Annotated in this window: 18 protein-coding genes and 1 riboswitch; of the genes, 9 read left to right on the forward strand and 9 right to left on the reverse strand. The window is 56.4% G+C overall.

The annotated features are described in order from the left end of the window. Nucleotides 1–87: 87 nt before the first annotated feature. The 5 genes from hslU to priA form a co-directional block, all read right to left on the reverse strand. Nucleotides 88–1419 (reverse strand): ATP-dependent protease ATPase subunit HslU, encoded by a 1332-nt coding sequence (gene hslU, locus DDA898_RS01550; protein ID WP_013315896.1) that lies wholly within the window; start codon nt 1417–1419, stop codon nt 88–90. Nucleotides 1420–1428: 9 nt separating this feature from the next. Continuing rightward, on the reverse strand, nt 1429–1959 hold the full coding sequence (gene hslV, locus DDA898_RS01555; protein WP_012767897.1) for an ATP-dependent protease subunit HslV: 531 nt from the start codon (nt 1957–1959) through the stop codon (nt 1429–1431). Between the two features lie 85 nt (nt 1960–2044). Continuing rightward, nucleotides 2045–2977 (reverse strand): cell division protein FtsN, encoded by a 933-nt coding sequence (gene ftsN / locus DDA898_RS01560; RefSeq protein ID WP_071604488.1) that lies wholly within the window; start codon nt 2975–2977, stop codon nt 2045–2047. Between the two features lie 51 nt (nt 2978–3028). Continuing rightward, nucleotides 3029–4099 carry a DNA-binding transcriptional regulator CytR gene (cytR, locus tag DDA898_RS01565; RefSeq protein WP_013315898.1) on the reverse strand — a complete coding sequence of 357 codons (1071 nt, stop codon included), beginning with the start codon at nt 4097–4099 and terminating at the stop codon, nt 3029–3031. Nucleotides 4100–4534: 435 nt separating this feature from the next. Continuing rightward, the gene (priA, locus tag DDA898_RS01570) at nt 4535–6733 is read right to left on the reverse strand and encodes a primosomal protein N' (RefSeq protein WP_038912383.1); all 2199 of its coding nucleotides are present in this window, start codon (nt 6731–6733) and stop codon (nt 4535–4537) included. Nucleotides 6734–7008: 275 nt separating this feature from the next. Between priA and rpmE the strand changes: the two genes are divergently transcribed. Next, nucleotides 7009–7224: a 50S ribosomal protein L31 gene (gene rpmE / locus DDA898_RS01575; protein ID WP_013315900.1), complete on the forward strand. Its 216-nt coding sequence runs from the start codon at nt 7009–7011 to the stop codon at nt 7222–7224. Between the two features lie 116 nt (nt 7225–7340). On the opposite strand, the gene metJ is transcribed toward rpmE, so the two are convergent. Further along, nucleotides 7341–7658, reverse strand: a complete 318-nt coding sequence (gene metJ, locus DDA898_RS01580; protein ID WP_013315901.1) for a met regulon transcriptional regulator MetJ — start codon at nt 7656–7658, stop codon at nt 7341–7343. 188 nt (nt 7659–7846) lie between these two features. Here metJ and metB point away from each other — a divergent pair, with 188 nt between their 5' ends. The 3 genes from metB to metF all read left to right on the forward strand — a co-directional run bounded on the left by metB (nt 7847) and on the right by metF (nt 12684). Continuing rightward, entirely contained in the window at nt 7847–9007 is a 1161-nt protein-coding gene (metB, locus tag DDA898_RS01585) for a cystathionine gamma-synthase (RefSeq protein WP_038909999.1), read from the forward strand. A 2-nt stretch (nt 9008–9009) separates the two neighbouring features. Then, complete coding sequence (locus tag DDA898_RS01590; protein ID WP_038910000.1) at nt 9010–11445, forward strand: bifunctional aspartate kinase/homoserine dehydrogenase II; 2436 nt, start codon at nt 9010–9012, stop codon at nt 11443–11445. A 342-nt stretch (nt 11446–11787) separates the two neighbouring features. Continuing rightward, complete coding sequence (gene metF, locus DDA898_RS01595) at nt 11788–12684, forward strand: methylenetetrahydrofolate reductase (RefSeq protein ID WP_013315904.1); 897 nt, start codon at nt 11788–11790, stop codon at nt 12682–12684. A gap of 179 nt (nt 12685–12863) precedes the next feature. Here the strand turns inward: metF and DDA898_RS01600 are convergent, their stop codons facing one another. Beyond that, nucleotides 12864–13595 (reverse strand): glutathione peroxidase, encoded by a 732-nt coding sequence (locus tag DDA898_RS01600; protein ID WP_038910002.1) that lies wholly within the window; start codon nt 13593–13595, stop codon nt 12864–12866. Nucleotides 13596–13772: 177 nt separating this feature from the next. Between DDA898_RS01600 and oxyR the strand changes: the two genes are divergently transcribed. Then, nucleotides 13773–14690: a DNA-binding transcriptional regulator OxyR gene (gene oxyR / locus DDA898_RS01605; RefSeq protein WP_013315906.1), complete on the forward strand. Its 918-nt coding sequence runs from the start codon at nt 13773–13775 to the stop codon at nt 14688–14690. Nucleotides 14691–14790: 100 nt separating this feature from the next. On the opposite strand, the gene sthA is transcribed toward oxyR, so the two are convergent. After that, the gene (sthA, locus tag DDA898_RS01610; RefSeq protein WP_107768485.1) at nt 14791–16191 is read right to left on the reverse strand and encodes a Si-specific NAD(P)(+) transhydrogenase; all 1401 of its coding nucleotides are present in this window, start codon (nt 16189–16191) and stop codon (nt 14791–14793) included. Between the two features lie 206 nt (nt 16192–16397). Here sthA and fabR point away from each other — a divergent pair, with 206 nt between their 5' ends. Both fabR and DDA898_RS01620 read left to right on the forward strand, forming a co-directional pair. Further along, nucleotides 16398–17036, forward strand: a complete 639-nt coding sequence (fabR, locus tag DDA898_RS01615) for an HTH-type transcriptional repressor FabR (protein ID WP_013315908.1) — start codon at nt 16398–16400, stop codon at nt 17034–17036. Between the two features lie 14 nt (nt 17037–17050). Then, nucleotides 17051–17425, forward strand: coding sequence for a YijD family membrane protein (locus DDA898_RS01620; RefSeq protein WP_038900024.1), 375 nt, complete (start codon nt 17051–17053; stop codon nt 17423–17425). 12 nt (nt 17426–17437) lie between these two features. On the opposite strand, the gene trmA is transcribed toward DDA898_RS01620, so the two are convergent. Continuing rightward, complete coding sequence (gene trmA, locus DDA898_RS01625; protein ID WP_038912384.1) at nt 17438–18541, reverse strand: tRNA (uridine(54)-C5)-methyltransferase TrmA; 1104 nt, start codon at nt 18539–18541, stop codon at nt 17438–17440. A 140-nt stretch (nt 18542–18681) separates the two neighbouring features. Continuing rightward, nucleotides 18682–18881: riboswitch (cobalamin riboswitch) on the forward strand. 68 nt (nt 18882–18949) lie between these two features. On the opposite strand from trmA, the gene btuB reads away from it, so the two are divergent. Both btuB and murI read left to right on the forward strand, forming a co-directional pair. After that, nucleotides 18950–20827 (forward strand): TonB-dependent vitamin B12 receptor BtuB, encoded by a 1878-nt coding sequence (gene btuB / locus DDA898_RS01630; RefSeq protein WP_038900025.1) that lies wholly within the window; start codon nt 18950–18952, stop codon nt 20825–20827. Next, the gene (gene murI / locus DDA898_RS01635) at nt 20772–21644 is read left to right on the forward strand and encodes a glutamate racemase (protein ID WP_038910005.1); all 873 of its coding nucleotides are present in this window, start codon (nt 20772–20774) and stop codon (nt 21642–21644) included. Before btuB ends, murI begins: the two co-directional genes overlap by 56 nt. Nucleotides 21645–22029: the final 385 nt, after the last annotated feature.

Consider the following 22029-nt stretch of genomic DNA (forward strand, 5'->3'; position numbering starts at 1 on the left):
AATAAAGCCTGGTGACGGTGATAAAAACAACAGTGGGAGGCATCGGCCTCCCACTGGTCAGTCATCAGTGCGATCCGTGAACACGGATTATAAGATAAATCGGCTCAGATCTTCATCTGCTACCAACTCATCAAGGTGACTGCGTACGTAATCTGCATCGATCGTCACGGTTTGGCCGTGCATTTCGCTGGCGCCGTAGGAAACGTCTTCGATCAGTCGTTCCAGCACCGTGTGCAGACGACGGGCGCCGATGTTCTCCGTACGCTCGTTGACCTGCCAGGCCGCCTCCGCGATGCGGCGGATGCCGTCCGGCAGGAACGTGATGTTGACGCCTTCGGTTTCCATCAACGCCTGATACTGACGGGTCAGCGACGCGCTGGGTTCGGTCAGAATACGCTCGAAATCTTCGGTGGTCAGCGCCTGCAACTCCACGCGAATCGGCAGACGGCCCTGCAGCTCGGGGATCAGGTCCGACGGGCTGGCGACCTGGAACGCGCCGGAGGCGATGAATAGGATATGGTCGGTTTTCACCATGCCGTGCTTGGTGGACACGGTACAGCCTTCCACCAGCGGCAGCAGGTCGCGCTGCACCCCTTCGCGGGACACGTCCGGGCCGGAGGTATCGCCCCGTTTGCAGATCTTGTCGATTTCATCGATGAACACAATGCCGTGCTGCTCCACCGCTTCGATCGCCTGCTGCTTAAGCTCTTCCGGATTGACCAGCTTGGCGGCTTCTTCTTCCACCAGCAACTTGAAAGCTTCGCGAATCTTGATTTTGCGGTTTTTCTGTTTCTGACCCGCCAGATTCTGGAACATTGACTGCAACTGATTGGTCATCTCTTCCATGCCCGGCGGGGCCATGATCTCAACACCGACGGGGGCGGCGGCCAGCTCGATTTCGATCTCTTTATCGTCAAGCGACCCTTCACGCAGTTTCTTGCGAAACGCCTGGCGGGCGGCAGACGGCTCGTGGTTCTCTTCCGGCTGACCCCAGTTGTTCTTGGCCGGCGGAATCAGCACGTCCAGAATGCGCTCTTCGGCCAGTTCTTCGGCGCGATAGCGGTTTTTCTCCATCGACTGCTGACGCACCATTTTGATGGCGACATCGGTCAGGTCGCGGATAATCGAGTCGACTTCCTTGCCGACGTAGCCCACTTCGGTGAATTTGGTCGCTTCCACCTTGATGAACGGGGCATTGGCTAACTTGGCGAGACGACGGGCGATTTCGGTTTTCCCCACCCCGGTCGGGCCGATCATCAGAATGTTTTTCGGGGTGACTTCATGGCGCAGGCTCTCTTCCAGCTGCATGCGGCGCCAGCGGTTACGCAAGGCAATCGCCACGGCGCGCTTCGCTTTGTGCTGGCCGATGATATAGCTATCAAGCTCGCTGACTATTTCGCGCGGGGTCATTTCAGACATAGTGGATCCTTACGCCTTGGAGGCTAATTCTTCAATCGTGTGGAACTGGTTGGTGTAGATGCAGATATCACCCGCAATACCCAGTGACTTTTCGACAATTTCCCGTGCGCTTAATTCGGTATTTTCCAGCAGTGCGCGTGCGGCAGCCTGCGCGTAGGGGCCGCCGGAGCCGATGGCGATCAGATCGTTTTCCGGCTGAATCACATCGCCGTTGCCGGTGATGATCAGCGAGGCGTTTTCGTCGGCGACCGCCAGTAACGCTTCCAGTCGACGCAGCATGCGATCGGTGCGCCAGTCTTTAGCCAGTTCCACGGCGGCCTTCACCAGATGTCCCTGATGCAGCTCCAGTTTGCGTTCGAACAGTTCAAACAGGGTAAACGCATCAGCGGTGCCGCCGGCGAATCCGGCGATAACCCGGTCGTTGTACAGACGACGTACTTTGCGCACGTTGCCTTTCATTACGGTGTTGCCCAGGGTGGCTTGCCCGTCTCCGCCAATCACGACCTGACCGTTGCGGCGTACGCTTACAATTGTTGTCACGAGTTTATCCCCGTTACTGAGAAAAAGGCCCCCGCGCGGACGCGGGGCATATTGACGATAAACATGGGGGAGGGGTGGGGGGTTTTCAACCCCCGCTGGCTAATGGGATGCAGTTGGATTGCCCCATGCCTTTGAGTTTTTGTGCCATTTTGTCGGCCACGGTACGGCTGTTGTACGGCCCGAGCATAATCCGATGCCAGCCGCCGCTGCTGGCGATACGGCTTTCGACACCGGCAAACGCCAGCTCTGCCCTTACCGATTCGGCAGGCTCCGCCGTCTTGAACGAACCGCATTGCACCATCCAACGCTGTTCTTTCTCTGGTTTGGCGTTCTCCGTCTTGCTGTCGGTTTTGGCGGTTTCTTTGGCTGCCGTTTCCGTTTTGGCTGCTTCTTTGCGTGGCTCTGCCTGTACCGGTTTCTGCGCCGTCTGCGCCGGTGGCGTTGCTGCCTGCGTCGTATGATGCTGATTTGCCGCCGGAACGGTGGTCGTGGTACGCGGCGCCGGCGGTGGCGTCACCGTACTGGTGTTGGGCACGATCGGCACAACCGTCTGCGGCCTCGGCGCTGCCAAACTACGGGCCGGCATCTGGCTTTGATCGTTGTAAGGCACTTCCGTCAGCGTGGTCGGCTGGCGTTTCATGTCCGACTGCATCTGTTCCAGCAGTTGCCGCTGCTCGTTGGTAAGCTGGCCCGTCGACTGGATTTCTCCACCCGCCGAAGGTTCGGTCGGCGACGCGACGCCAATCTGCCGGTTTTCCAGTTCCTTGATATAACGCCAGCGTTCTTCCGGTTTGGGCGGCAGCCCGTTGCCTTTGGTCCCCTGATGCGGCAGGACCGGCGACTCGTCCGGCTTATTGTGGGCGATAAAATAGAGTCCGCCGGCAAACGTGACCAGCACGGCAACAGCCAGCGCTATCATGGTTTTGGAGGCGCCCGAGGACCCCCCTCGTTTTCGGCTGGATGTTTTTTTCCGGCGCGTTCCAGAACGCCCCCGGCTGACATAGTCTCGTTGTGCCACAATCGTTTCGTTGCGAAAAAAATAAGTAACAGGTCGCCATGTTACTGAACCCTAAAATATTTGACCAGCACCTGAATTCTTAAAGCCTGTAACACGCAGGGGTGGGGCGGCGGTGCTGTCGCGAATAATCAACTGGCTGGATATCAGCCGCGACCCCCGCTGGACCTTGTGTTGCTGCAATTGAGCGAGCAGCAATAGCATGGCCTCGCGGCCGATATCGTAGCGCGGCTGGGAAACAGTGGTCAGTGCCGGAAAACAGTGGCTGGCCTGCGCGATATCATCGAATCCGACCAGCGACAGATCACGCGGCACGTCCAGCCCCATTTTGCGCGCCTGCGTCAGTGCGCCCAGCGCCATGACGTCGCAGTGGCAGAAAACCGCGGTGGGCGGCGTGGGATGCGACATCAACCGCATCAGGCCGCGGGAACCGGTGTCGTAACTGAAATCGCCGCGCACGATGTACTGGTTGTCGATCACCAGTCCGCAGCGGCGCAATGCCTGAATATAGCCCTGTAGCCGGTATTCGCTGATCGGAATCTGTTCCGGACCGGCGATGCAGGCGATGCGCCGGTGCCCCAGTTGATTGAGATAACTGACGGCCTCAAACGCCGCGGTCAGGTTATCGATATGCACGGTGGGCATATCCAGTTCAGGAGCGAACTCATTTGCCATCACCATCGGCGGCAGATGACGGCGTTCGTCCTTGCCGGCATCAAACGGCAACTGCGAACCCAGCAGCAGAATGCCGTCGATCTGCCGGGTGGTGATCAGGTCCAGAAAGGTCTTTTCCGTTTTGCGCTGGTGAGCGCAATCGCCAATCAGCACCAGATAGCCGCGCTCCGCCGCCGTTTCCTCAATGCCGCGCAGCATTTCGGTGAAAAAGGGATCGCAGATATCGGGGACGAGCGCCAGAATCGTTCTTGATTCATGCCGCTTCAGGTTGCGGGCAAGATTTTGTGCAGAGTATCCCACCGCCAGCGCGGCCTGTTCCACCTTTTGGCGGGTGGTGGCCGACACCTTCTCTGGATTGGTCAGGGCGCGGGACACCGTCGCGGTGGACACGCCAGCCTGGTCGGCAACGTCTTTCATCGTTGCGGGCGGGATGAATTTTTTCTGCTCCAACGCATTTCCTCCTTGCGTCAGCGTTTACTGGCGCTGTAGTCAAGGGGGCCGCTATCAAGGTCGGCCACCGTTTACAGGATGTCTGGTTTTACCATGCGCCGTTATGACACACGGGCATGACCTGGCGGTGCTGTCGTGAAGTATCGTACGGTTCAGGGGTTCAGCCCGGGCTTGCACCGTGCGGGCAGGGACGGTATCGGTTATCCCTATGCACAGGTATAGCACCGGGTGGCGGGTTGTCACCCGGCGTCTGGCGTCCGGTGTCGCGCCAACCGCCTGATCAGCATACTGCTTCCGCCATCACTCTTAACAGATTGCATTCAATATTTATCGAATAATTTACGCAGGCGCCGTCTGAATTATCTGTTTCTCGGTGCGGTTCGCAAAAAAAGTCGCCGCTGCTGGCATCAGGTCGGCCGGCGGCTCAGAATCGGCTCAATTGTCCGTTGGGTCGACATCCATCACCCATTTCACCTTGCGCGTCTGCGGTAGGGTATCGATCAACGGCATGGAATTGCGGATCAGCCGTTGCAGCGTGGCGCGCGATGGATGCTGTAACAGCAATTGCCAGCGAAAACGCCCGGCGCGCTTGGGCTGCAGCGCCGGCACCGGCCCCATCAGCCACAGCGAGTCGTCGCGCAGCGGGCTGGCCTCCAGCAGATTGCGCAGCTGCTGCAGGAACAGGCTGGCCTGCTGATTGTCGTGGTCATCGGCCCGGAACAGCACATGGCTGGTAAACGGCGGCAGGAACACGCTCTGGCGTTCTTTAAGCGTCTGGCTGGCGAAAGCGTCGTAGCCCTGATGCAGCAGTGTCTGCAACAGTGGGTGCTCCGGGTGATGGGTTTGCAGCACCACTTCGCCCGCCTTGCCCGCGCGCCCGGCGCGCCCGGACACCTGGGTGTAGAGCTGGGCGAAGCGCTCGGTGGCGCGGAAGTCGGCGGAAAACAGCGAGCTGTCGACATCCAGCAACGCCACCAGCGTGACGTCGGGAAAATGGTGGCCTTTGGCGAGCATCTGGGTGCCGATCAGGATGCGGGCGCCGCCCTGGCGAACCTGCGCCAGTTGCTGCTCCAGCGCACCCTTGCGGCTGGTGGTGTCGCGATCGATACGGGTGATTGGGGCCTCGGGAAACAGTGCCGGCAGCGCCTGTTCCAACTGTTCGGTGCCCAGGCCGACCGGCACCAGATGGGTGGAGCCGCACTGCGGGCATTGTTGCGGTATCGGACGCTGGCTGTCGCAGTGGTGGCAACGCATCATCCGTTGATGCTGGTGCAGGGTGTAGTAGCTGTCGCAGCGCTGGCATTCGGCGATCCAGCCGCATTCATGACACAGCACCACCGGCGCGAAGCCCCGACGGTTGAGAAACAGGATGACCTGATTGTCCGCGGCCAGATGATGGCGGATGCGGCTGATCAGCGGCTGCGATAAACCGGTGGTCAGCGGCAGCCCTTTCAGGTCCAGCAAATGTTGCTGCGCCAGCCGGGCGTTGCCGGCGCGCTTGCTGAGACGCAACTGGCGGTATTTGCCAATCTGCACGTTGTAGAGCGTTTCCAGCGCTGGCGTGGCCGACCCCATGACGATGGGAATGTCTTCCTGCCGGGCGCGGAACACCGCCAGGTCGCGGGCGTGATAACGCCAGCCTTCCTGCTGTTTGTAGGAACCGTCGTGTTCTTCGTCGATGACGATCAGCCCCAGCCGGGCAAAGGGAGTAAACAGCGCGGAACGGGTGCCGATGACGATAGCCGCTTCGCCTTGTCGGGCGCGCAGCCATACCGACAGCCGCTCGCCGTCGTTCAACCCCGAATGCAGCGCTTCCACCGGTGCGTTGAATCGATCGCGGAAGCGGGCGATGGTTTGCGGCGTCAGGCCGATTTCCGGCACCAGCACCAGCGCCTGCTTGCCCTGCGCCAGAATATTTTCCAGCACGCTGAGGTAGACCTCGGTTTTGCCGGAACCGGTGATGCCCGCCAGCAGCCAGGCGGCAAAATGGTCGTCTTCGCTGCGTATGGCGCCGACGGCGGTGGCCTGCTCGGTATTAAGACGCAGGCGCTCCCCCGTCAGGCTGAAATCGTCGCGCCAATCTCGCACTTGCTGCGGTAGCGCGCGCAGTTCGCTCAGCCCTTTTTCACGCAATGCCTGTAGCGCGGCTTCCGTCAGTTCGGTTTCCGCTACCTGATGGCGGTACAGCGGCCCCTGTAGCAGCGCTGCCAGCGCCTGTTGTTGCTTGGGTGCCCGTTTCAGCGCGTTTACCGGTGTGGCGCGGCCTTGTTCGGTCGCGAACCATTGCCAGAGCGGCGCGCTATGGGCCGGTTTTCCCTGCCGGAGCAAAATCGGCAGAGCATGGAACAGCACGTCGCCAAGCGGATAATGGTAATACTCCGCCGCCCACAGCAGGATGCGCCACAGGCTGTCCTGAAACAGCGGGGTGTCGTCGAGCACGTCGTGCAGCGGTTTAAGCTGTTCCAGCGGCAGTGCGCTGCCAGCGCTCAGGGCAGTGACGATGCCGATCATTTTACGGTTGCCGAAGGGAACGCTGACCCGCACGCCCGGCACCGGCGGCGTCATGCCTTGCGGCAGCCGGTAATCAAACGTGCGCGTCAGCGGTACCGGTAAGGCAACCTGAACAACGGGCATGGTCTCTGCGTTCAAATGCGTCATGAAGGTCTTACGTCATGCATGAGGGTTTGTCTGCCGTCACGGTACTGTGAGCGGATGCGTTGTGCAATCTTGCGCGTCATCTTGTTTATCAGAGGCGACGTGTTCGTGCGGATCCAATTGCATCAGGTGGTTAATTTCTGTATGATTCGCCGCCTTTATACCTTGTGGTGTAAAGAACATTTCACTCAACTTCGTGTGGTGTCTGGCGGAACAGGGCCGGATAGCGACACGGCCTTAAACAGAGGTTTCCCATGAAAGAAGGTATTCACCCGAATTACGTTGAAATTACCGCTACTTGCTCTTGCGGTAACGTCATCAAAACCCGTTCCACCGCTGCTCATGACCTGAACCTGGACGTGTGTGGTGCTTGCCACCCGTTCTTCACCGGCAAACAGCGTGTCGTTGACACCGGTGGTCGTGTTGAGCGTTTCAACAAACGCTTCAGCGTCCCGGGCACCAAAAAATAATTGGTTTTTGCACCGGGGCGGAAAACCGGTTAAGCGGTTTTCCAGCCAAAACAAAGGCACCTGCGGGTGCCTTTGTTGTTTCTGATATTTTTCCCCATCCGCTCCAAACGGGTGATTCAGTATTCCCACGTATCCGGGTCGATCCCCATCTCACGCATAATTGCCTTGGCGGCATCGGGAATTTCGTCGCCGCGCTCTTTACGCAGGTCGTCATCATTCGGTAAGGGTTGGCCGGTAAAAGCGTGCAAAAACGCTTCACACAGTAACTCGCTATTGGTTGCGTGACGCAGGTTGTTGACCTGACGACGGGTGCGCTCGTCGGTCAGTATCTTCAATACCTTCAACGGGATAGATACGGTTATCTTCTTAACCTGCTCGCTTTTCTTGCCGTGTTCAGCGTATGGGCTTACGTATTCGCCATTCCACTCAGCCATGGGATACCTTAAATATTGATCGTGATGAAAACAGTCACTGGCACAAAACGCCATAATTCTAACGATTATTATAGGGATGCTCAATCTATACGCAAAGAAGTTTAGAAGTCCAGATGTATTGACGTCTATACCGTCCGGGTTTACTCTTTAACCTCTTTACCTCAGTCTCCCAGTCAGGAAAAGCACCGATGACGCGTAAACAGGCTACTATCGCAGTCCGCAGTGGGTTAAACAATGACGAGCAGTTCGGTTGCGTTGTTCCCCCGATTCATCTCTCCAGCACCTATAACTTCACCGGTTTTAATGAACCCAGAGCGCATGACTATTCCCGGCGCGGCAACCCGACCCGTGATGTCGTTCAACGCGCGCTGGCGGAACTGGAGGGAGGCGCGGGTGCGGTCATGACCAGCAGCGGTATGTCGGCGATTCTGCTGGTTTGTACGGTGTTTTTGCGGCCTGGCGATCTGCTGGTGGCCCCGCACGATTGCTACGGCGGCAGTTATCGTTTGTTCGACAGCCTGAGCAAACGCGGCGCCTACCGGGTGAAATTCGTCGATCAGGGCAATGCGGCCGACCTGAAGGCGGCGCTGGCGGAAAAACCGAAGCTGGTGCTGGTGGAAAGCCCCAGCAATCCGCTGCTGCGCGTAGTGGATATCGCGGCCATCTGTCAGGCGGCGCGCGAAGCGGGCGCGGTGAGCGTGGTGGATAACACCTTCCTGAGTCCGGCGCTGCAAAATCCGCTGAAGCTGGGGGCGGATCTGGTGGTGCACTCTTGCACCAAATACCTCAATGGCCATTCGGACGTGGTCGCCGGCGCGGTTATCGCCCGCGACCCCGAGGTGGTGACGGAACTGGCCTGGTGGGCCAACAATATTGGCGTGACCGGCGCGGCCTTTGACAGCTACCTGCTGCTGCGTGGTGTGCGCACGCTGTCGCCGCGTATGACGCTAGCGCAGAAGAATGCGCTACAAATTGTGGAGTATTTGCGGCATCAGCCACTGGTGAAGGCGTTGTATCATCCTTCTTTGCCCGGGAATGCCGGTCATGAGATTGCCCGTCGGCAGCAGTCCGGCTTTGGTGCGATGCTGAGTTTTGAACTGGATGGCGATGAAGACATGCTGCGTCGTTTTCTGTCCACACTGGAATTGTTCACGCTGGCGGAATCGCTGGGTGGCGTCGAGAGCCTGATTTCTCACGCGGCTACCATGACCCACGCCGGCATGGCGCCGCAAGCGCGCGCCGCCGCCGGTATCTCGGAGACGTTATTGCGCATTTCTGTCGGGATTGAAGACGGCGACGATCTGGTTGCCGATCTGGACAGAGCATTTCAGGCAGCAGCCAAGAGGTAACAATGAGTGCGTTAGGGATCGCAGCGGCCGTGAAGGGGCGGCAACTGCACAAATTCGGCGGCAGCAGCCTGGCTGATGTGAAATGTTATCAGCGCGTCGCCGGCATTATGGCGGATTACAGCCAGGCGGGCGATTTGATGGTGGTATCGGCGGCGGGTAGCACCACCAACCAGTTGATCAGCTGGTTGAATCTCAGCCAGTCCGACCGGATTTCCGCCCATCAGGTACAACAGTCGCTGCGCCGTTATCAAAGCGAGCTGATCTCCGGTTTGCTGCCGGCTGAAACGGCAGCTCCGCTTATCAATGAATTCATTCGCGATCTGGAGCGCCTCGCCGCGTTACTGGATGGCAAGCTCACCGATGCGGCCTATGCCGAAGTGGTCGGGCACGGCGAAATCTGGTCCGCCCGCCTGATGGCGGCGGTGCTGAATCAGAAAAACCTGCCTGCCGCCTGGCTGGATGCCCGTACCTTCCTGCGCGCCGAGCGTGCGGCGCAGCCGCAGGTCGATGAAGGCCGCTCCTGGCCGCTGTTGCAACAGCTGTTGACCCAGCATGCCGGGCAACGTCTGGTGATTACCGGTTTTATCAGCAGCAATGATGCAGGTGAAACCGTCCTGCTGGGCCGTAACGGTAGCGACTATTCCGCCACGCAGATTGGTGCGCTGGCTGGCGTTGAGCGCGTCACTATCTGGAGCGACGTGGCCGGCGTGTACAGCGCTGACCCGCGCAAGGTCAAAGATGCCTGCCTGCTGCCGCTGCTGCGGCTGGATGAGGCCAGCGAACTGGCCCGTCTGGCGGCGCCGGTATTGCACGCCCGCACCCTGCAGCCGGTTTCCGGCAGCGATATCGACCTGCAATTGCGATGCAGTTATCAGCCTGAACAAGGGTCGACCCGCATTGAACGCGTGCTGGCCTCCGGCACCGGCGCCAAGATTGTCACCAGTCACGATGACGTTTGCCTGATTGAGATTGGCGTACCGGCGGAGCACGATTTTGCCCGCACTCACAAAGACGTCGAGCAGTTGCTGCAAAAATCCCAGATCCGGCCGCTGGCGCTGGGTGTGCATCAGGATCGCAACCTGCTGCAACTGTGCTACACCTCGGAAGTGGTGCACAGCGCCTGGCAGGTGCTGGAGCAGGCGGCGTTGCCGGTATCGCTTCATCTGCGCGAGGGGCTTGCGCTGGTGGCGCTGGTGGGGGCGGGCGTTTGCCGCAACCCGCTGCACAGTCACCGTTTCTACCAGCAACTGCGTGACCAGCCGATCGAGTTCGTCTGGCAGGCGGAAGACGACATCAGCCTGGTAGCGGTGCTGCGTGTGGGGCCGACAGAGCATCTGGTGCGTGGCCTGCATCATTCGCTGTTCCGGGCGGAAAAACGCATCGGTCTGGTGCTATTCGGCAAAGGCAATATTGGCTCACGCTGGCTGGAGCTGTTCGCCCGCGAGCAGAGCCTGATTTCGGCGCGCACCGGCTTTGAGTTCACGCTGGCGGGCGTGGTGGACAGTTCCCGCAGCCTGCTGGATTACGAGGGGCTGGATGCCAGCCGTGTGCTGGCTTTCTTTGGCGACGAAGCGCAGGAGCGTGACGACGATGAGCTATTCCTGTGGATGCGCGCTCATCCGTACGATGATCTGGTGGTGTTGGATGTCACCGCCAGCCAGTCGGTCGCCGATCTCTATCTGGATTTCGCCAGCCATGGTTTCCATGTGATCAGCGCCAACAAACTGGCGGGTGCATCCGGCGGCGACAACTATCGCCAGATCCGCGACGCGTTCGCTAAAACCGGGCGTCACTGGCTGTACAATGCCACCGTTGGCGCCGGGTTGCCGGTGAACTATGCGGTGCGGGACCTGCGTGAAAGCGGCGACAGCATTCTGGCTATCAGTGGTATCTTCTCCGGCACGCTGTCATGGCTGTTCCTGCAGTTTGACGGAACGGTGCCTTTTACCGAACTGGTGGATCAAGCCTGGCAGCAGGGATTGACCGAGCCGGATCCGCGCGTCGATCTTTCCGGTCAGGACGTGATGCGCAAGCTGGTTATTCTGGCACGCGAAGCGGGTTACGAGATTGAACCCAATCAGGTGCGGGTGGAGTCGTTGGTGCCTGCCGGATGCGAGAACGGTTCGGTGGATCAATTCTTTGAAGACGGCGAGCCGCTGAATCAGCAAATGCTGCAGCGACTGGAAGCCGCCAACGAGATGGGGCTGGTGCTGCGCTATGTCGCCCGCTTCGATGTCAACGGCAAGGCGCGCGTAGGCGTGGAAGCCGTGCGGGCGGATCATCCGCTGGCGGCGTTGTTGCCGTGCGATAACGTGTTCGCCATCGAAAGTCGCTGGTATCGCGACAACCCGCTGGTGATTCGCGGCCCGGGAGCCGGCCGCGACGTGACGGCCGGGGCGATTCAATCGGATCTCAATCGGCTGGCGCAACTGCTGTAATCGCAGCCAACTGAAATCAGAGAGCGTTAGTCATCTTGTTCTGAAGCCCGCGCAGCCGCGGGCTTTTTTACGCCGTCGATTCACTCAGTGGCGAGAGCCGCGTTTTTTGCCAATACTGAGGGTGTATTCCTTACATTTCATGTGTGTTTATTTGTGATGGAGCATGGTGGCCTGGCCGTCGGCTACCATGAATTTTCTTCATCTTGCATGAGCAAACATCAGCATTTATCACGCTGAAAAGCGTTGACTCTTTAGGCTGATTCGGTCATTTTCTATATGGACGTCTAAACGTATAGACGTTTGTAGAAAATAACGATGATAATGGCGAATTGAGGTAAGGATATGAGCTTTTTCCACGCGAACCATCAGGAAGCGCTGAATCAGAACCTGGCTGAATTACAGGGCCGGATTAACGTTTCCTTTGAGTTTTTCCCGCCGCGCACCAGCGAGATGGAAGAAACGCTGTGGAACTCCATTGACCGCCTCAGCAGCCTGAAGCCTAAATTCGTGTCGGTGACCTACGGCGCCAATTCCGGCGAGCGTGACCGCACCCACAGCATCATCAAAGGCATCAAGGAACGTACCGGCCTGGAAGCCGCGCCGCACCTGACCTGTATTGATGCTTCCCGCGACGAACTGAAAGCCATTGCCCAGGACTACTGGCAGAGCGGCATCCGTCACATCGTCGCCCTGCGCGGCGACTTACCGCCGGGCAGCGGTAAACCGGAGATGTACGCCTCTGATCTGGTCACGTTGCTCAAGGAAGTCGGAGACTTTGATATTTCGGTCGCGGCCTATCCTGAAGTGCATCCGGAAGCGAAAAGCGCGCAGGCGGACCTGATTAACCTCAAACGCAAGATTGATGCCGGCGCCAGTCGTGCCATCACGCAGTTCTTTTTTGACGTGGAAAGCTATCTGCGCTTTCGCGACCGCTGTGTCACTACCGGTATCGATGTGGAAATCGTACCCGGTATTCTGCCGGTGTCGAACTTCAAGCAGTTGCAGCGTTTCGCCACCATGACCAATGTGCGGGTACCGAACTGGATGACCGCCATGTTCGAAGGGCTGGATAACGACCCGGAAACCCGCAAGATGGTCGGCGCGTCGATCGCCATGGATATGGTGAAGATTCTCAGCCGTGAAGGCGTGAAGGATTTCCATTTCTATACCCTAAACCGCTCAGAGCTGAGTTACGCCATTTGCCATACGTTGGGTGTGCGCCCGGTGACGGCCGCCTGATTTCCTCGCCAACGACGATTGTGTCAAATGCCCGCCCGGAGATATCCGGGCGGGCATTTGTGCTTAAGGCTTGGGTATGGACGGTGTGAGCAACGATATCCGGAGAGAAAAAAGCGGTATTCGAAGATAAAAAAAGGGCGGGCCTAAGCCCGCCAAAGTTTCGTTGGCTTTATAAAAATTTATGTGGTCAGGACTGTTTCGAGTTCTTCGCTGCCGCCGATATGACGGCCGCCCATGAATACCTGGGGAACGGTGCTACGCCCGGTCATGGCCCGCAGGCTCACCGTGGTGGCATCCTTACCCAGCATGATTTCTTCGTACTGAATACCGCGATCCTGCAGCAACTGTTTGGCTTTGGCGCAAAACGGGCAGCCGGGTTTGGTAAACAGTGAAACAGACTCCTGAACCTTATAGTGGGGAGCAAGGTACTTCAGCATGGTGTCGGCGTCGGAAACTTCAAACGGGTCGCCCGGCTTGTTGGGTTCAACAAACATTTTCGCCACCACGCCGTGACGAACCAGCATGGAGTAGCGCCAGGAGCGGGGGCCGAAGCCCAGTTCCGCCTTTTCGACCAGCATGTTCATAGCGCGGGTGTATTCACCGTTGCCATCGGGAATAAACGTAATATTTTCTGCGTCTTGGTCGGCTTTCCAGGCATTCATCACAAAAGTATCATTCACGGATACGCATAAAACCGCATCCACGCCAAATTGCTTGAATACCGCAGCCAACTCGTTATAGCGTGGCAAATGACTGGAAGAGCAGGTTGGTGTAAAAGCCCCTGGCAGGGAAAAGACGACGACGGTCTTGTTGTTGAAGAGCTCCGCTGTCGTCACGTCAACCCATTGATCCCCCTGACGGGTATGGAAAGTTACTGACGGAATTTTTTTGCCTTCTTGGCTTACAAACATTTTTAAGTCCCTGGTGGTCGAAAAGTTCTGTTTGGTTGAATCCGTCAGTGGTCAGGACTCGATTTGTTAGGGACATTATTCATTATCAAATGTTGATAGGACTAATCGTTCGTTGCTATCCTATCTATCGCTAGGGACTATCATTTTTAAGGGAATCATGTTTAGGGGAATCAGGGCATGAATATTCGGGATTTAGAGTATCTGGTGGCATTGGCGGAGCATCGTCATTTCCGACGCGCAGCGGATTCCTGCCACGTCAGCCAGCCCACGCTGAGTGGTCAGATCCGAAAACTGGAAGACGAACTGGGGGTGATGCTGCTGGAGAGAACCAGCCGCAAAGTCCTGTTCACTCAGGCGGGGTTGTTGCTGGTCGAGCAGGCCAGAACCGTATTGCGTGAAGTGAAGGTGTTGAAGGAGATGGCCAGCCAGCAGGGCGAAACCATGTCCGGCCCGCTGCATATCGGCCTGATCCCGACGGTCGGCCCTTATCTGTTGCCCCAGATTATCCCGATGTTGCATCGCACTTTCCCGAAGCTGGAAATGTACCTGCATGAAGCTCAGACTCATCAGTTGCTGGCCCAGCTCGACAGCGGCAAGCTGGATTGCGCCATTCTGGCGATGGTGAAAGAGTCGGAAGCCTTTATCGAAGTGCCGTTGTTTGATGAGCCGATGAAGCTGGCGATTTATCAGGATCACCCCTGGGCGAACCGCGAGCGGGTGGCGATGTCCGATTTATCGGGCGAAAAACTGTTGATGCTGGAAGACGGGCACTGCCTGCGCGATCAGGCGATGGGATTTTGTTTCCAGGCGGGCGCGGACGAGGATACCCATTTTCGCGCCACCAGCCTGGAAACCCTGCGCAACATGGTAGCGGCGGGCAGCGGTATTACCCTGCTGCCGTCGCTGGCGGTGCCGCCGGAGCGAGTGCGTGACGGCGTGTGCTATTTGCCTTGTTACAAACCGGAGCCTAAACGCACCATCGCACTGGTGTATCGTCCTGGCTCGCCGTTGCGCGGCCGTTATGAGCAACTGGCCGATTCGGTGCGCGAGCACATGCAACTCCACATGGAACAGTTGTCGAAACAGTCGGCTTAATCAGGTCATTGATTTAGTAAAACAATTGATTTAGTAAAACAATTTGTTTGATCAAAACGATTTGTTTGATCAAAACGATTGCCATCAAAAAAACCGGTTATCAAAACAACCGGTTTAAACCGTTCAGCGCCGCTACCCGGTAGGCTTCGGCCATGGTCGGGTAGTTGAATGTGGTGTTCACAAAGTATTCAATGGTATTGCCTTCGCCTTTCTGTTCCATGATGGCCTGGCCGATGTGAATGATTTCGGCCGCCCGTTCGCCAAAGCAGTGAATACCCAAAATCTGCTTGGTTTCGCGGTGGAACAGAATTTTCAGGCTACCGACGTTCATCCCGACAATCTGCGCCCGCGCCAGGTGTTTGAACTGAGCGCGACCCACTTCATACGGCACTTTCATGGCGGTGAGTTCCTGCTCGGTTTTGCCGACGGAGCTGATCTCCGGGATAGTGTAAATGCCGGTGGGAATATCCTCGATCAGGTGCGCGGTGGCGTCGCCTTTAGTAATGGCCTGCGCCGCGATGCGGCCCTGATCATAGGCGGCCGACGCCAGGCTGGGGTAACCGATCACATCGCCCACGGCGTAGATATGCGCCTGAGCGGTCTGGTACATGCTGTTAACCTTCAACTGGCCGCGGCTGTCCGTTTCCAGCCCGACATTTTCCAGCCCCAGCGTTTCGGTGTTGCCGGTGCGTCCGTTGGCGTAGAGCAGGCAATCCGCCTTCATCTTTTTGCCGGATTTCAGATGGATGATGACGCCGTCATCCAGACCTTCGATGTGTTCGAATTCCTCGTTATGACGAATCACCACGCCGCTGTTCCAGAAGTGATACGACAGGGCGTCGGACATTTCCTGATCGAGAAACGCCAGCAGACGATCGCGGGTATTGATCAGATCAACCTTCACGTTCAATCCGCGAAAGATCGACGCGTATTCGCAGCCGATCACCCCGGCGCCGTAAATGATCACGTGCTTGGGTTCATAATCCAGATCGAGAATAGAATCGCTGTCGTAGATGCGGGGGTGATGGAAATCCACCCCGGCCGGATGATAAGGCCGCGAACCGGTGGCGATAATGATATTCGCGGCGGTCAGCGTATCGTGAGTGTCGTCCGGGTAATAGACCGCGATGGTATGCGCATCGATAAAACGCGCCTCGCCGGAAAACAGTTCACAGTGATTACGTTCGTAGAAGCCCTGGCGCATGCGGGTTTGCTGGCCGATCACGCTGTCGGCGTGACGCAGGATATCGGAAAATGAGGAGCTGATGACGCGGGCGTTGTCGCTGTAGAGTGGGTTTTGATTGAATTCGATAATACGGCTGACGGCGTGTCGGAGGGCTTTGGATGGGATGGTTCCCCAGTGGGTACAGCCACCGCCAACATTATAATGCCGCTCTATCACGGCAATTTTCGCCCCTTGTTTGGCAAGCCCCATGGCCGCCCCTTCACCGCCCGGACCCGAACCAATCACGATGGCATCGTAATCGTATTGCTGTTGTATGGACATGGTAGGAACCACCTGTTTTTATACAAATTACTAACGCGATTGTAACATCGTCCTGCTGATAACCCAATCATCCCTGACATCTGTATGGGAACCGATGATCACATTTTTACTATGACAAACTTTGGCACAGTATGTAGAGAGTAAAGTTTGTTATAGTGCTTCCCTTGACTTAAGGAGAGCCGATGACTGCGGGCAGGATAATGGGTGTCAGAGCACAACAAAAAGAACGAACTCGTCGTTCCCTGGTTGAGGCCGCTTTCAGCCAGTTAAGCGCTGAACGCAGTTTTGCCAGCCTGAGTTTGCGTGAAGTGGCTCGTGAAGCCGGTATTGCCCCTACCTCGTTTTATCGCCATTTCCGCGATGTGGACGAACTGGGGTTGACGATGGTGGATGAAAGCGGGTTGATGCTGCGTCAGCTGATGCGTCAGGCGCGCCAGCGTATCGTCAAAAGCGGCGGTAGCGTGATCCGAACGTCGGTATCGACGTTCATGGAGTTCATCGGCAATAACCCCAACGCTTTTCGGCTGCTGTTGCGCGAGCGTTCCGGCACTTCAGCGGCATTCCGCGCCGCCGTAGCGCGTGAAATTCAGCATTTTATCGCTGAACTGGCGGACTATCTTGAAGTCGAAAATCATATCCCGCGCAGCTTCGCGGAGGCGCAGGCGGAAGCGATGGTGATAATCGTATTCAGCGCCGGCGCGGAAGCGCTGGACGTGGATATCGAGCAGCGGCGCCAGCTGGAAGAGCGGCTGGTGTTGCAGTTGCGTATGATTGCCAAAGGCGCCTATTACTGGTATCGCAAAGAACAGGGTAAGGGGTTTGTTTACCCTGAGGGATAATCAGAGGAAAAGTCATGACAGAGCAGATAAATTCAGAGAAAAGCACGTTGGTGCTGACGCTGGTGGCCGGTTTGTCCGCGAATGGTTCCTTTGTCGCCGTGTTCAGTTCTATCGTGCCGTTTTCCATTTTTCCGCTGATTGCGCTGGTTCTGTCGGTGTACTGCCTGCATCAGCGTTACATGCACCATGCCATGCCAAAGGGCACGCCGCTGCTGGCGGCAGGCTGTTTCCTGTTCGGTCTGCTACTTTACAGCGCGATTGTACGCGCCGAGTACCCGCAAATCGGCTCCAATTTCGTGCCGTCAATCCTGTGCGTGGTGCTGGCGCTATGGCTGGTGGTGAAGCTGCGGGCTCGCAAGCCCGGCAGTGGTGAAATCAATACGCCTTAATCCGTGGTGATGTTACTGGCGTTTTTCCAGTAACACGCCGCATTCCATGTGGTGGGTATAAGGGAACTGGTCAAACAGCGCCAACTGACTGATTCGGTGCGTTTGACTTAAGGTTTCCAGGTTGGCGCACAGTGTTTCCGGGTTGCAGGAGATGTACAGGATACGCGGATACGCCTGCACCAGTTTTACTGTGTCGTCGTCCAGGCCGCTGCGAGGCGGGTCGACAAAGATGGTTTCACAGCGATAGCCCGCCAGATCGATGCCTTGCAGACGGTTGAACTGGCGTACCCCGTTCATGGCCTGAGTAAATTCCTCTGCCGCCATGCGAATAATCTGTACGTTATCAATCTGATTGGCGGCAATATTGTACTGCGCCGCCGCAACCGACGGCTTGGCGATTTCGGTCGCCAGCACCCGCTCGAAATTGCGCGCCAGCGCCAGCGAAAAGTTGCCGTTGCCGCAATACAGTTCCAGCAAATCGCCTGTCGAACCTTGTGTCGCTGACAGCGCCCATTCCAGCATTTGGATATTCATCATCGCATTGGGCTGAGTGAAGCTGTTTTCCACCTGACGATAAATCATCTGACGGCCGGCAACCGGCAGGCACTCATCCACGTAGTCCCGATCCAGACAAATTTTGGTTTTGGTGGCGCGACCGATCAACTGTAGGGCAAAACCCTGAGCGCGCAGTTGGTCGCGCAGGAGACGAGCACATTGCTGCCATTCGTCGTCCAGCGCTTTGTGGTACAGCAGCGAAACCACAATCTCACCGCTGAGCGTGGAGAGATAATCAATCTGAAACAGCTTGCGCCGCAGTACAGGTTCGGCCCGCAGGGCACTGATCAGTGCTGGCATCAGGCGGTTGATCAGCTCGCTGGCGGCCGGGAAACGATCGACCCGGATCCGTTGTTTGGTCTGCTGATCAAAAATAATGTGGTACAGGTCATCGCCGTCATGCCAGATTCGAAATTCCGCCCGCATCCGGTAGTGACTGACCGGCGAGCGGAACACGGTTGGCGCCGGCGCATCGAATGGCGCCATCATGGCACCGAGGCGCCCGGTTTTTTCTTCAAGCTGGGCGTCGTACTGATCGATGGGCAGAATCTCTGGCGTCATGGTGGTCTCATCTAAAAAGCGGCTGGATAAGGTGGCGATGTTGTCAGGGCGCGATTGTAGGGCATCCTGAAGGGATGTCCAGCCTTGCAGCATGGATTCTCCTATCCAAAATGGAAGTCTAGACATCCACCCGCCTCGATCGTAGCATGAGCGTCCGGTCTTGCCTCGCAAGTGAAAAGGGAATCCAGTGCGAATCTGGAACTGACGCGCAGCGGTAAGGGGAATGGGCGACGATAGCATAATGCGGACACTGTCCTGACGGATGGGAAGTCATCGCCGCCGAGCCAGCCATCATGGCAGAGCCCCGAGTCCGAAGACCTGCCGGAATACGTCGCAATGTTTCATGGTCATCGCGTGCTATCGATCATGAGGGTGCGGCATCCTGCCAATTCAGTTTGGATGCTTATAATGTTTACTAAAAAAACCACAATGCTGGCGGCGATGGTAGCCACGGCTTTTTCAGGATGGGCGCAGGGTAGCGACAACACACAGCAAAACAGCAATGACGCGATGGTGGTGACCGCCAACCGTTTCCCTCAGCCGATCTCATCCGTACTGGCGCCCACGACCGTGGTGACACGTGATGATATTGATCGCTGGCAATCGAAGAGTTTGACTGATGTGATGCGGCGGTTGCCGGGGGTGGATTTCTACCAGAGCGGTGGTTTGGGGCAATTGAACTCTCTATTTATTCGCGGTTCTTCTTCGAGCCATGTACTGGTGCTGATTGACGGTGTTCGACTTAATCAGGCCGGAGTCAGCGGTTCTTCCGATATCAGTCAAATCCCGATCTCTCTGGTTCAAAAAGTGGAATATATCCGCGGGCCGCGTTCTGCCGTTTATGGCTCGGATGCAATTGGCGGTGTGGTTAACATCATCACGACACGAGAGAAGAAAGGTACCACGCTTTCCGCAGGTATCGGCTCCAATGGTTATCAGTCCTACGACGCAGCCACCCAGCAACAACTGGGGGCGAATACGCTGGCAACGTTTGCCGGTAATTACACTTATACCAAAGGGTTTAATGTGGTTGCCAACTTGCCTGATCCCTTTGGTGATCCTGCTCAGCCCGACCGTGACGGCTTCATGAGCAAAACGTTATACGGCAATGTCGAGCATCAGTTCAGTGAGGCTGTGAGCGGATTTATACGCGGGTACGGTTTTGATAATCGGACCGCTTATGATGGTACCGCCAGCTTTAATCGTGCAGAGGCATTTCCCGATACAAGGCAGATCTATAGCCAATCTTGGGATGGCGGATTACGTTATCATCAAGACATTTGGTCATCTCAACTGATTACCAGCTACAGCCACAGCAAAGACTATAATTACGATCCGCGTTTTGGCCGCTCTGATATTTCCGCGACGCTGGATGATATCCAACAGTACAACGTTCAGTGGAGTAACAGTGTTCAGGTTGGCAGAGGAAATATCGGTGCAGGGGTTGACTGGCAGAAACAGACTACCGAGCCTGGAACCAATTTTGTCACCGAGGGGTATGAATTGCGGAATACCGGCGTGTATACCACGGTGTTGCAGTCATTTGGGCCAGTAACACTTGAAGGTGCGTTGCGTAGTGATGATAGCTCCCAGTTTGGTCAGCATACTACCTGGCAGAGCAGTGCCGCGTGGGAGTTTGTTGAAGGGTATCGCCTGCTGGCTTCTTATGGGACGGGTTATAAGGCACCTACGGTTGGCCAATTGTATGGGTCATTTGCTGGAAATTCCAACCTCAAACCAGAGGAAAGCAAGCAATGGGAAGGCGGTATTGAAGGCCTGACTGGTCCGGTGAACTGGCATGTTTCGACATATCGTAATGATGTGGAGAACCTGATCCAGAGTGGTAGTGCGCCGACCTTTGCAAATATGAACGTGGGACGTGCCCGTTTACAAGGTGTGGAAGCAACCGCATCGTTTGATACAGGGTTCGTATCACACAAACTTTCATATGATTATCTGGACCCACGTAATGTCGATACTAATGAGGTCCTGACCAGACGTGCGCGGCAACAATTCAAATATGATCTGGACTGGCAGTTCAAAGACCTGGACTGGACGGTCACTTATCATTATTTAGGTGAGCGTTATGACCAGAATTTTAATACGTCAGAGAGAGTGAAACTGGCTGGGGTGAGTTTGTGGGATATCACCGCATCATATCCCGTCACCTCTCATCTGACAGTTCGTGCTAGAATCGCCAACCTGTTCGATAAGAATTACGAGACGGTATATGGCTACCGAACTGCAGGGCGAGAATACTATCTCACCGGAAGCTATAGTTTCTGATTTACCCGCCCGCCCCACGGTCCTTGTATTTGATTCCGGGGTGGGTGGTTTGTCTGTTTATGATGAAGTTCGCAAACTGTTGCCGGACTTACATTATATCTACACCTTTGATAATGAGGCTTTTCCCTACGGGGAGAAGCCTGAGCAATTCATCATTGAACGTGTGGTGTCTATCGTTGACGCGGTAGAAAAACAGCACCCGCTGTCATTGGTCATCATTGCCTGTAATACCGCCAGTACGATTTCACTCCCGGCATTGCGTGCGCGTTTTAATTTCCCCGTCGTTGGTGTGGTGCCTGCGGTAAAACCGGCTGCCAAATTAACCCGGAATGGCGTCGTTGGGTTGTTGGCGACACGCGCTACGGTCCAGCGCCCTTATACGCATGAGCTGATTTCCCGCTTTGCCAATGACTGTCAGATTTTGCTGTTGGGGTCTGCAGAGCTGGTGGAGTGGGGGGAAGCCAAACTTCAGGGGGAAACGGTACCTGAGGACGTATTGCGGAAAATCCTTAAGCCTTGGCTGAAATTGCCGGAGCCTCCGGATACGGTCGTTCTGGGATGTACTCATTTCCCTCTCCTGTCGGAAGAGTTGCAGCAGGTATTGCCTGACGGCACACGGCTTGTTGATTCAGGCACCGCTATTGCGCGCAGAACTGCATGGCTGATTGAGCATCTGGATAATCCGAAATTGTCGACAGAGCGTAATCTGGCTTACTGTTTATCGATTACACCCAAGGTCGCGGCGCTGTCGCCAGTCCTGCGTCGTTATGGTTTCAGTGCGCTTGAACGATTAACGCTTTTGCCTGCTGACGAGTAAATATTGAGCGGTCAAAATTATTTTTGAAATTAGTGCTTGTCAGCGACGGAGAACTCCCTATAATGCGCCTCCACTGACACGGCAACGGCGAAACGCCAGCGCAGTTTCAGTAAGAAATCAGGCGCATATCGCTTGACTTCTTTTCGGGAAAGCATAATATATGCGACCCGCGACCACGGTAAATGGTCATGCTCTTTAACAATCAATCAGACAATCTGTGTGGGCACTCGCAGGACACTTCACTAAAATATTTGTGAAAAGTCTTGAAGAGTGACAACAGTTAATTCATACGAACTAACAGTAAATTCTTTGAGCACCGCTTCTTCGGAAGCAGCATCAAACTTTAAATTGAAGAGTTTGATCATGGCTCAGATTGAACGCTGGC

Origin of the sequence: Dickeya dadantii NCPPB 898 (genome assembly GCF_000406145.1) — a bacterium.
In the GTDB taxonomy this organism is placed as follows: Bacteria; Pseudomonadota; Gammaproteobacteria; order Enterobacterales; family Enterobacteriaceae; genus Dickeya; species Dickeya dadantii.

What these genes read in the sequence shown, in the direction of transcription:
- hslU (WP_013315896.1), bottom strand. Translation starts at nt 1,419, where the DNA reads ATGTCTGAAATGACCCCGCGCGAAATAGTCAGCGAGCTTGATAGCTAT.
- priA (WP_038912383.1), bottom strand. Translation starts at nt 6,733, where the DNA reads ATGCCCGTTGTTCAGGTTGCCTTACCGGTACCGCTGACGCGCACGTTT.
- rpmE (WP_013315900.1), top strand. Translation starts at nt 7,009, where the DNA reads ATGAAAGAAGGTATTCACCCGAATTACGTTGAAATTACCGCTACTTGC.
- metJ (WP_013315901.1), bottom strand. Translation starts at nt 7,658, where the DNA reads ATGGCTGAGTGGAATGGCGAATACGTAAGCCCATACGCTGAACACGGC.
- metB (WP_038909999.1), top strand. Translation starts at nt 7,847, where the DNA reads ATGACGCGTAAACAGGCTACTATCGCAGTCCGCAGTGGGTTAAACAAT.
- DDA898_RS01590 (WP_038910000.1), top strand. Translation starts at nt 9,010, where the DNA reads ATGAGTGCGTTAGGGATCGCAGCGGCCGTGAAGGGGCGGCAACTGCAC.
- metF (WP_013315904.1), top strand. Translation starts at nt 11,788, where the DNA reads ATGAGCTTTTTCCACGCGAACCATCAGGAAGCGCTGAATCAGAACCTG.
- DDA898_RS01600 (WP_038910002.1), bottom strand. Translation starts at nt 13,595, where the DNA reads ATGTTTGTAAGCCAAGAAGGCAAAAAAATTCCGTCAGTAACTTTCCAT.
- oxyR (WP_013315906.1), top strand. Translation starts at nt 13,773, where the DNA reads ATGAATATTCGGGATTTAGAGTATCTGGTGGCATTGGCGGAGCATCGT.
- fabR (WP_013315908.1), top strand. Translation starts at nt 16,398, where the DNA reads ATGGGTGTCAGAGCACAACAAAAAGAACGAACTCGTCGTTCCCTGGTT.
- DDA898_RS01620 (WP_038900024.1), top strand. Translation starts at nt 17,051, where the DNA reads ATGACAGAGCAGATAAATTCAGAGAAAAGCACGTTGGTGCTGACGCTG.
- trmA (WP_038912384.1), bottom strand. Translation starts at nt 18,541, where the DNA reads ATGACGCCAGAGATTCTGCCCATCGATCAGTACGACGCCCAGCTTGAA.
- btuB (WP_038900025.1), top strand. Translation starts at nt 18,950, where the DNA reads ATGTTTACTAAAAAAACCACAATGCTGGCGGCGATGGTAGCCACGGCT.
- murI (WP_038910005.1), top strand. Translation starts at nt 20,772, where the DNA reads ATGGCTACCGAACTGCAGGGCGAGAATACTATCTCACCGGAAGCTATA.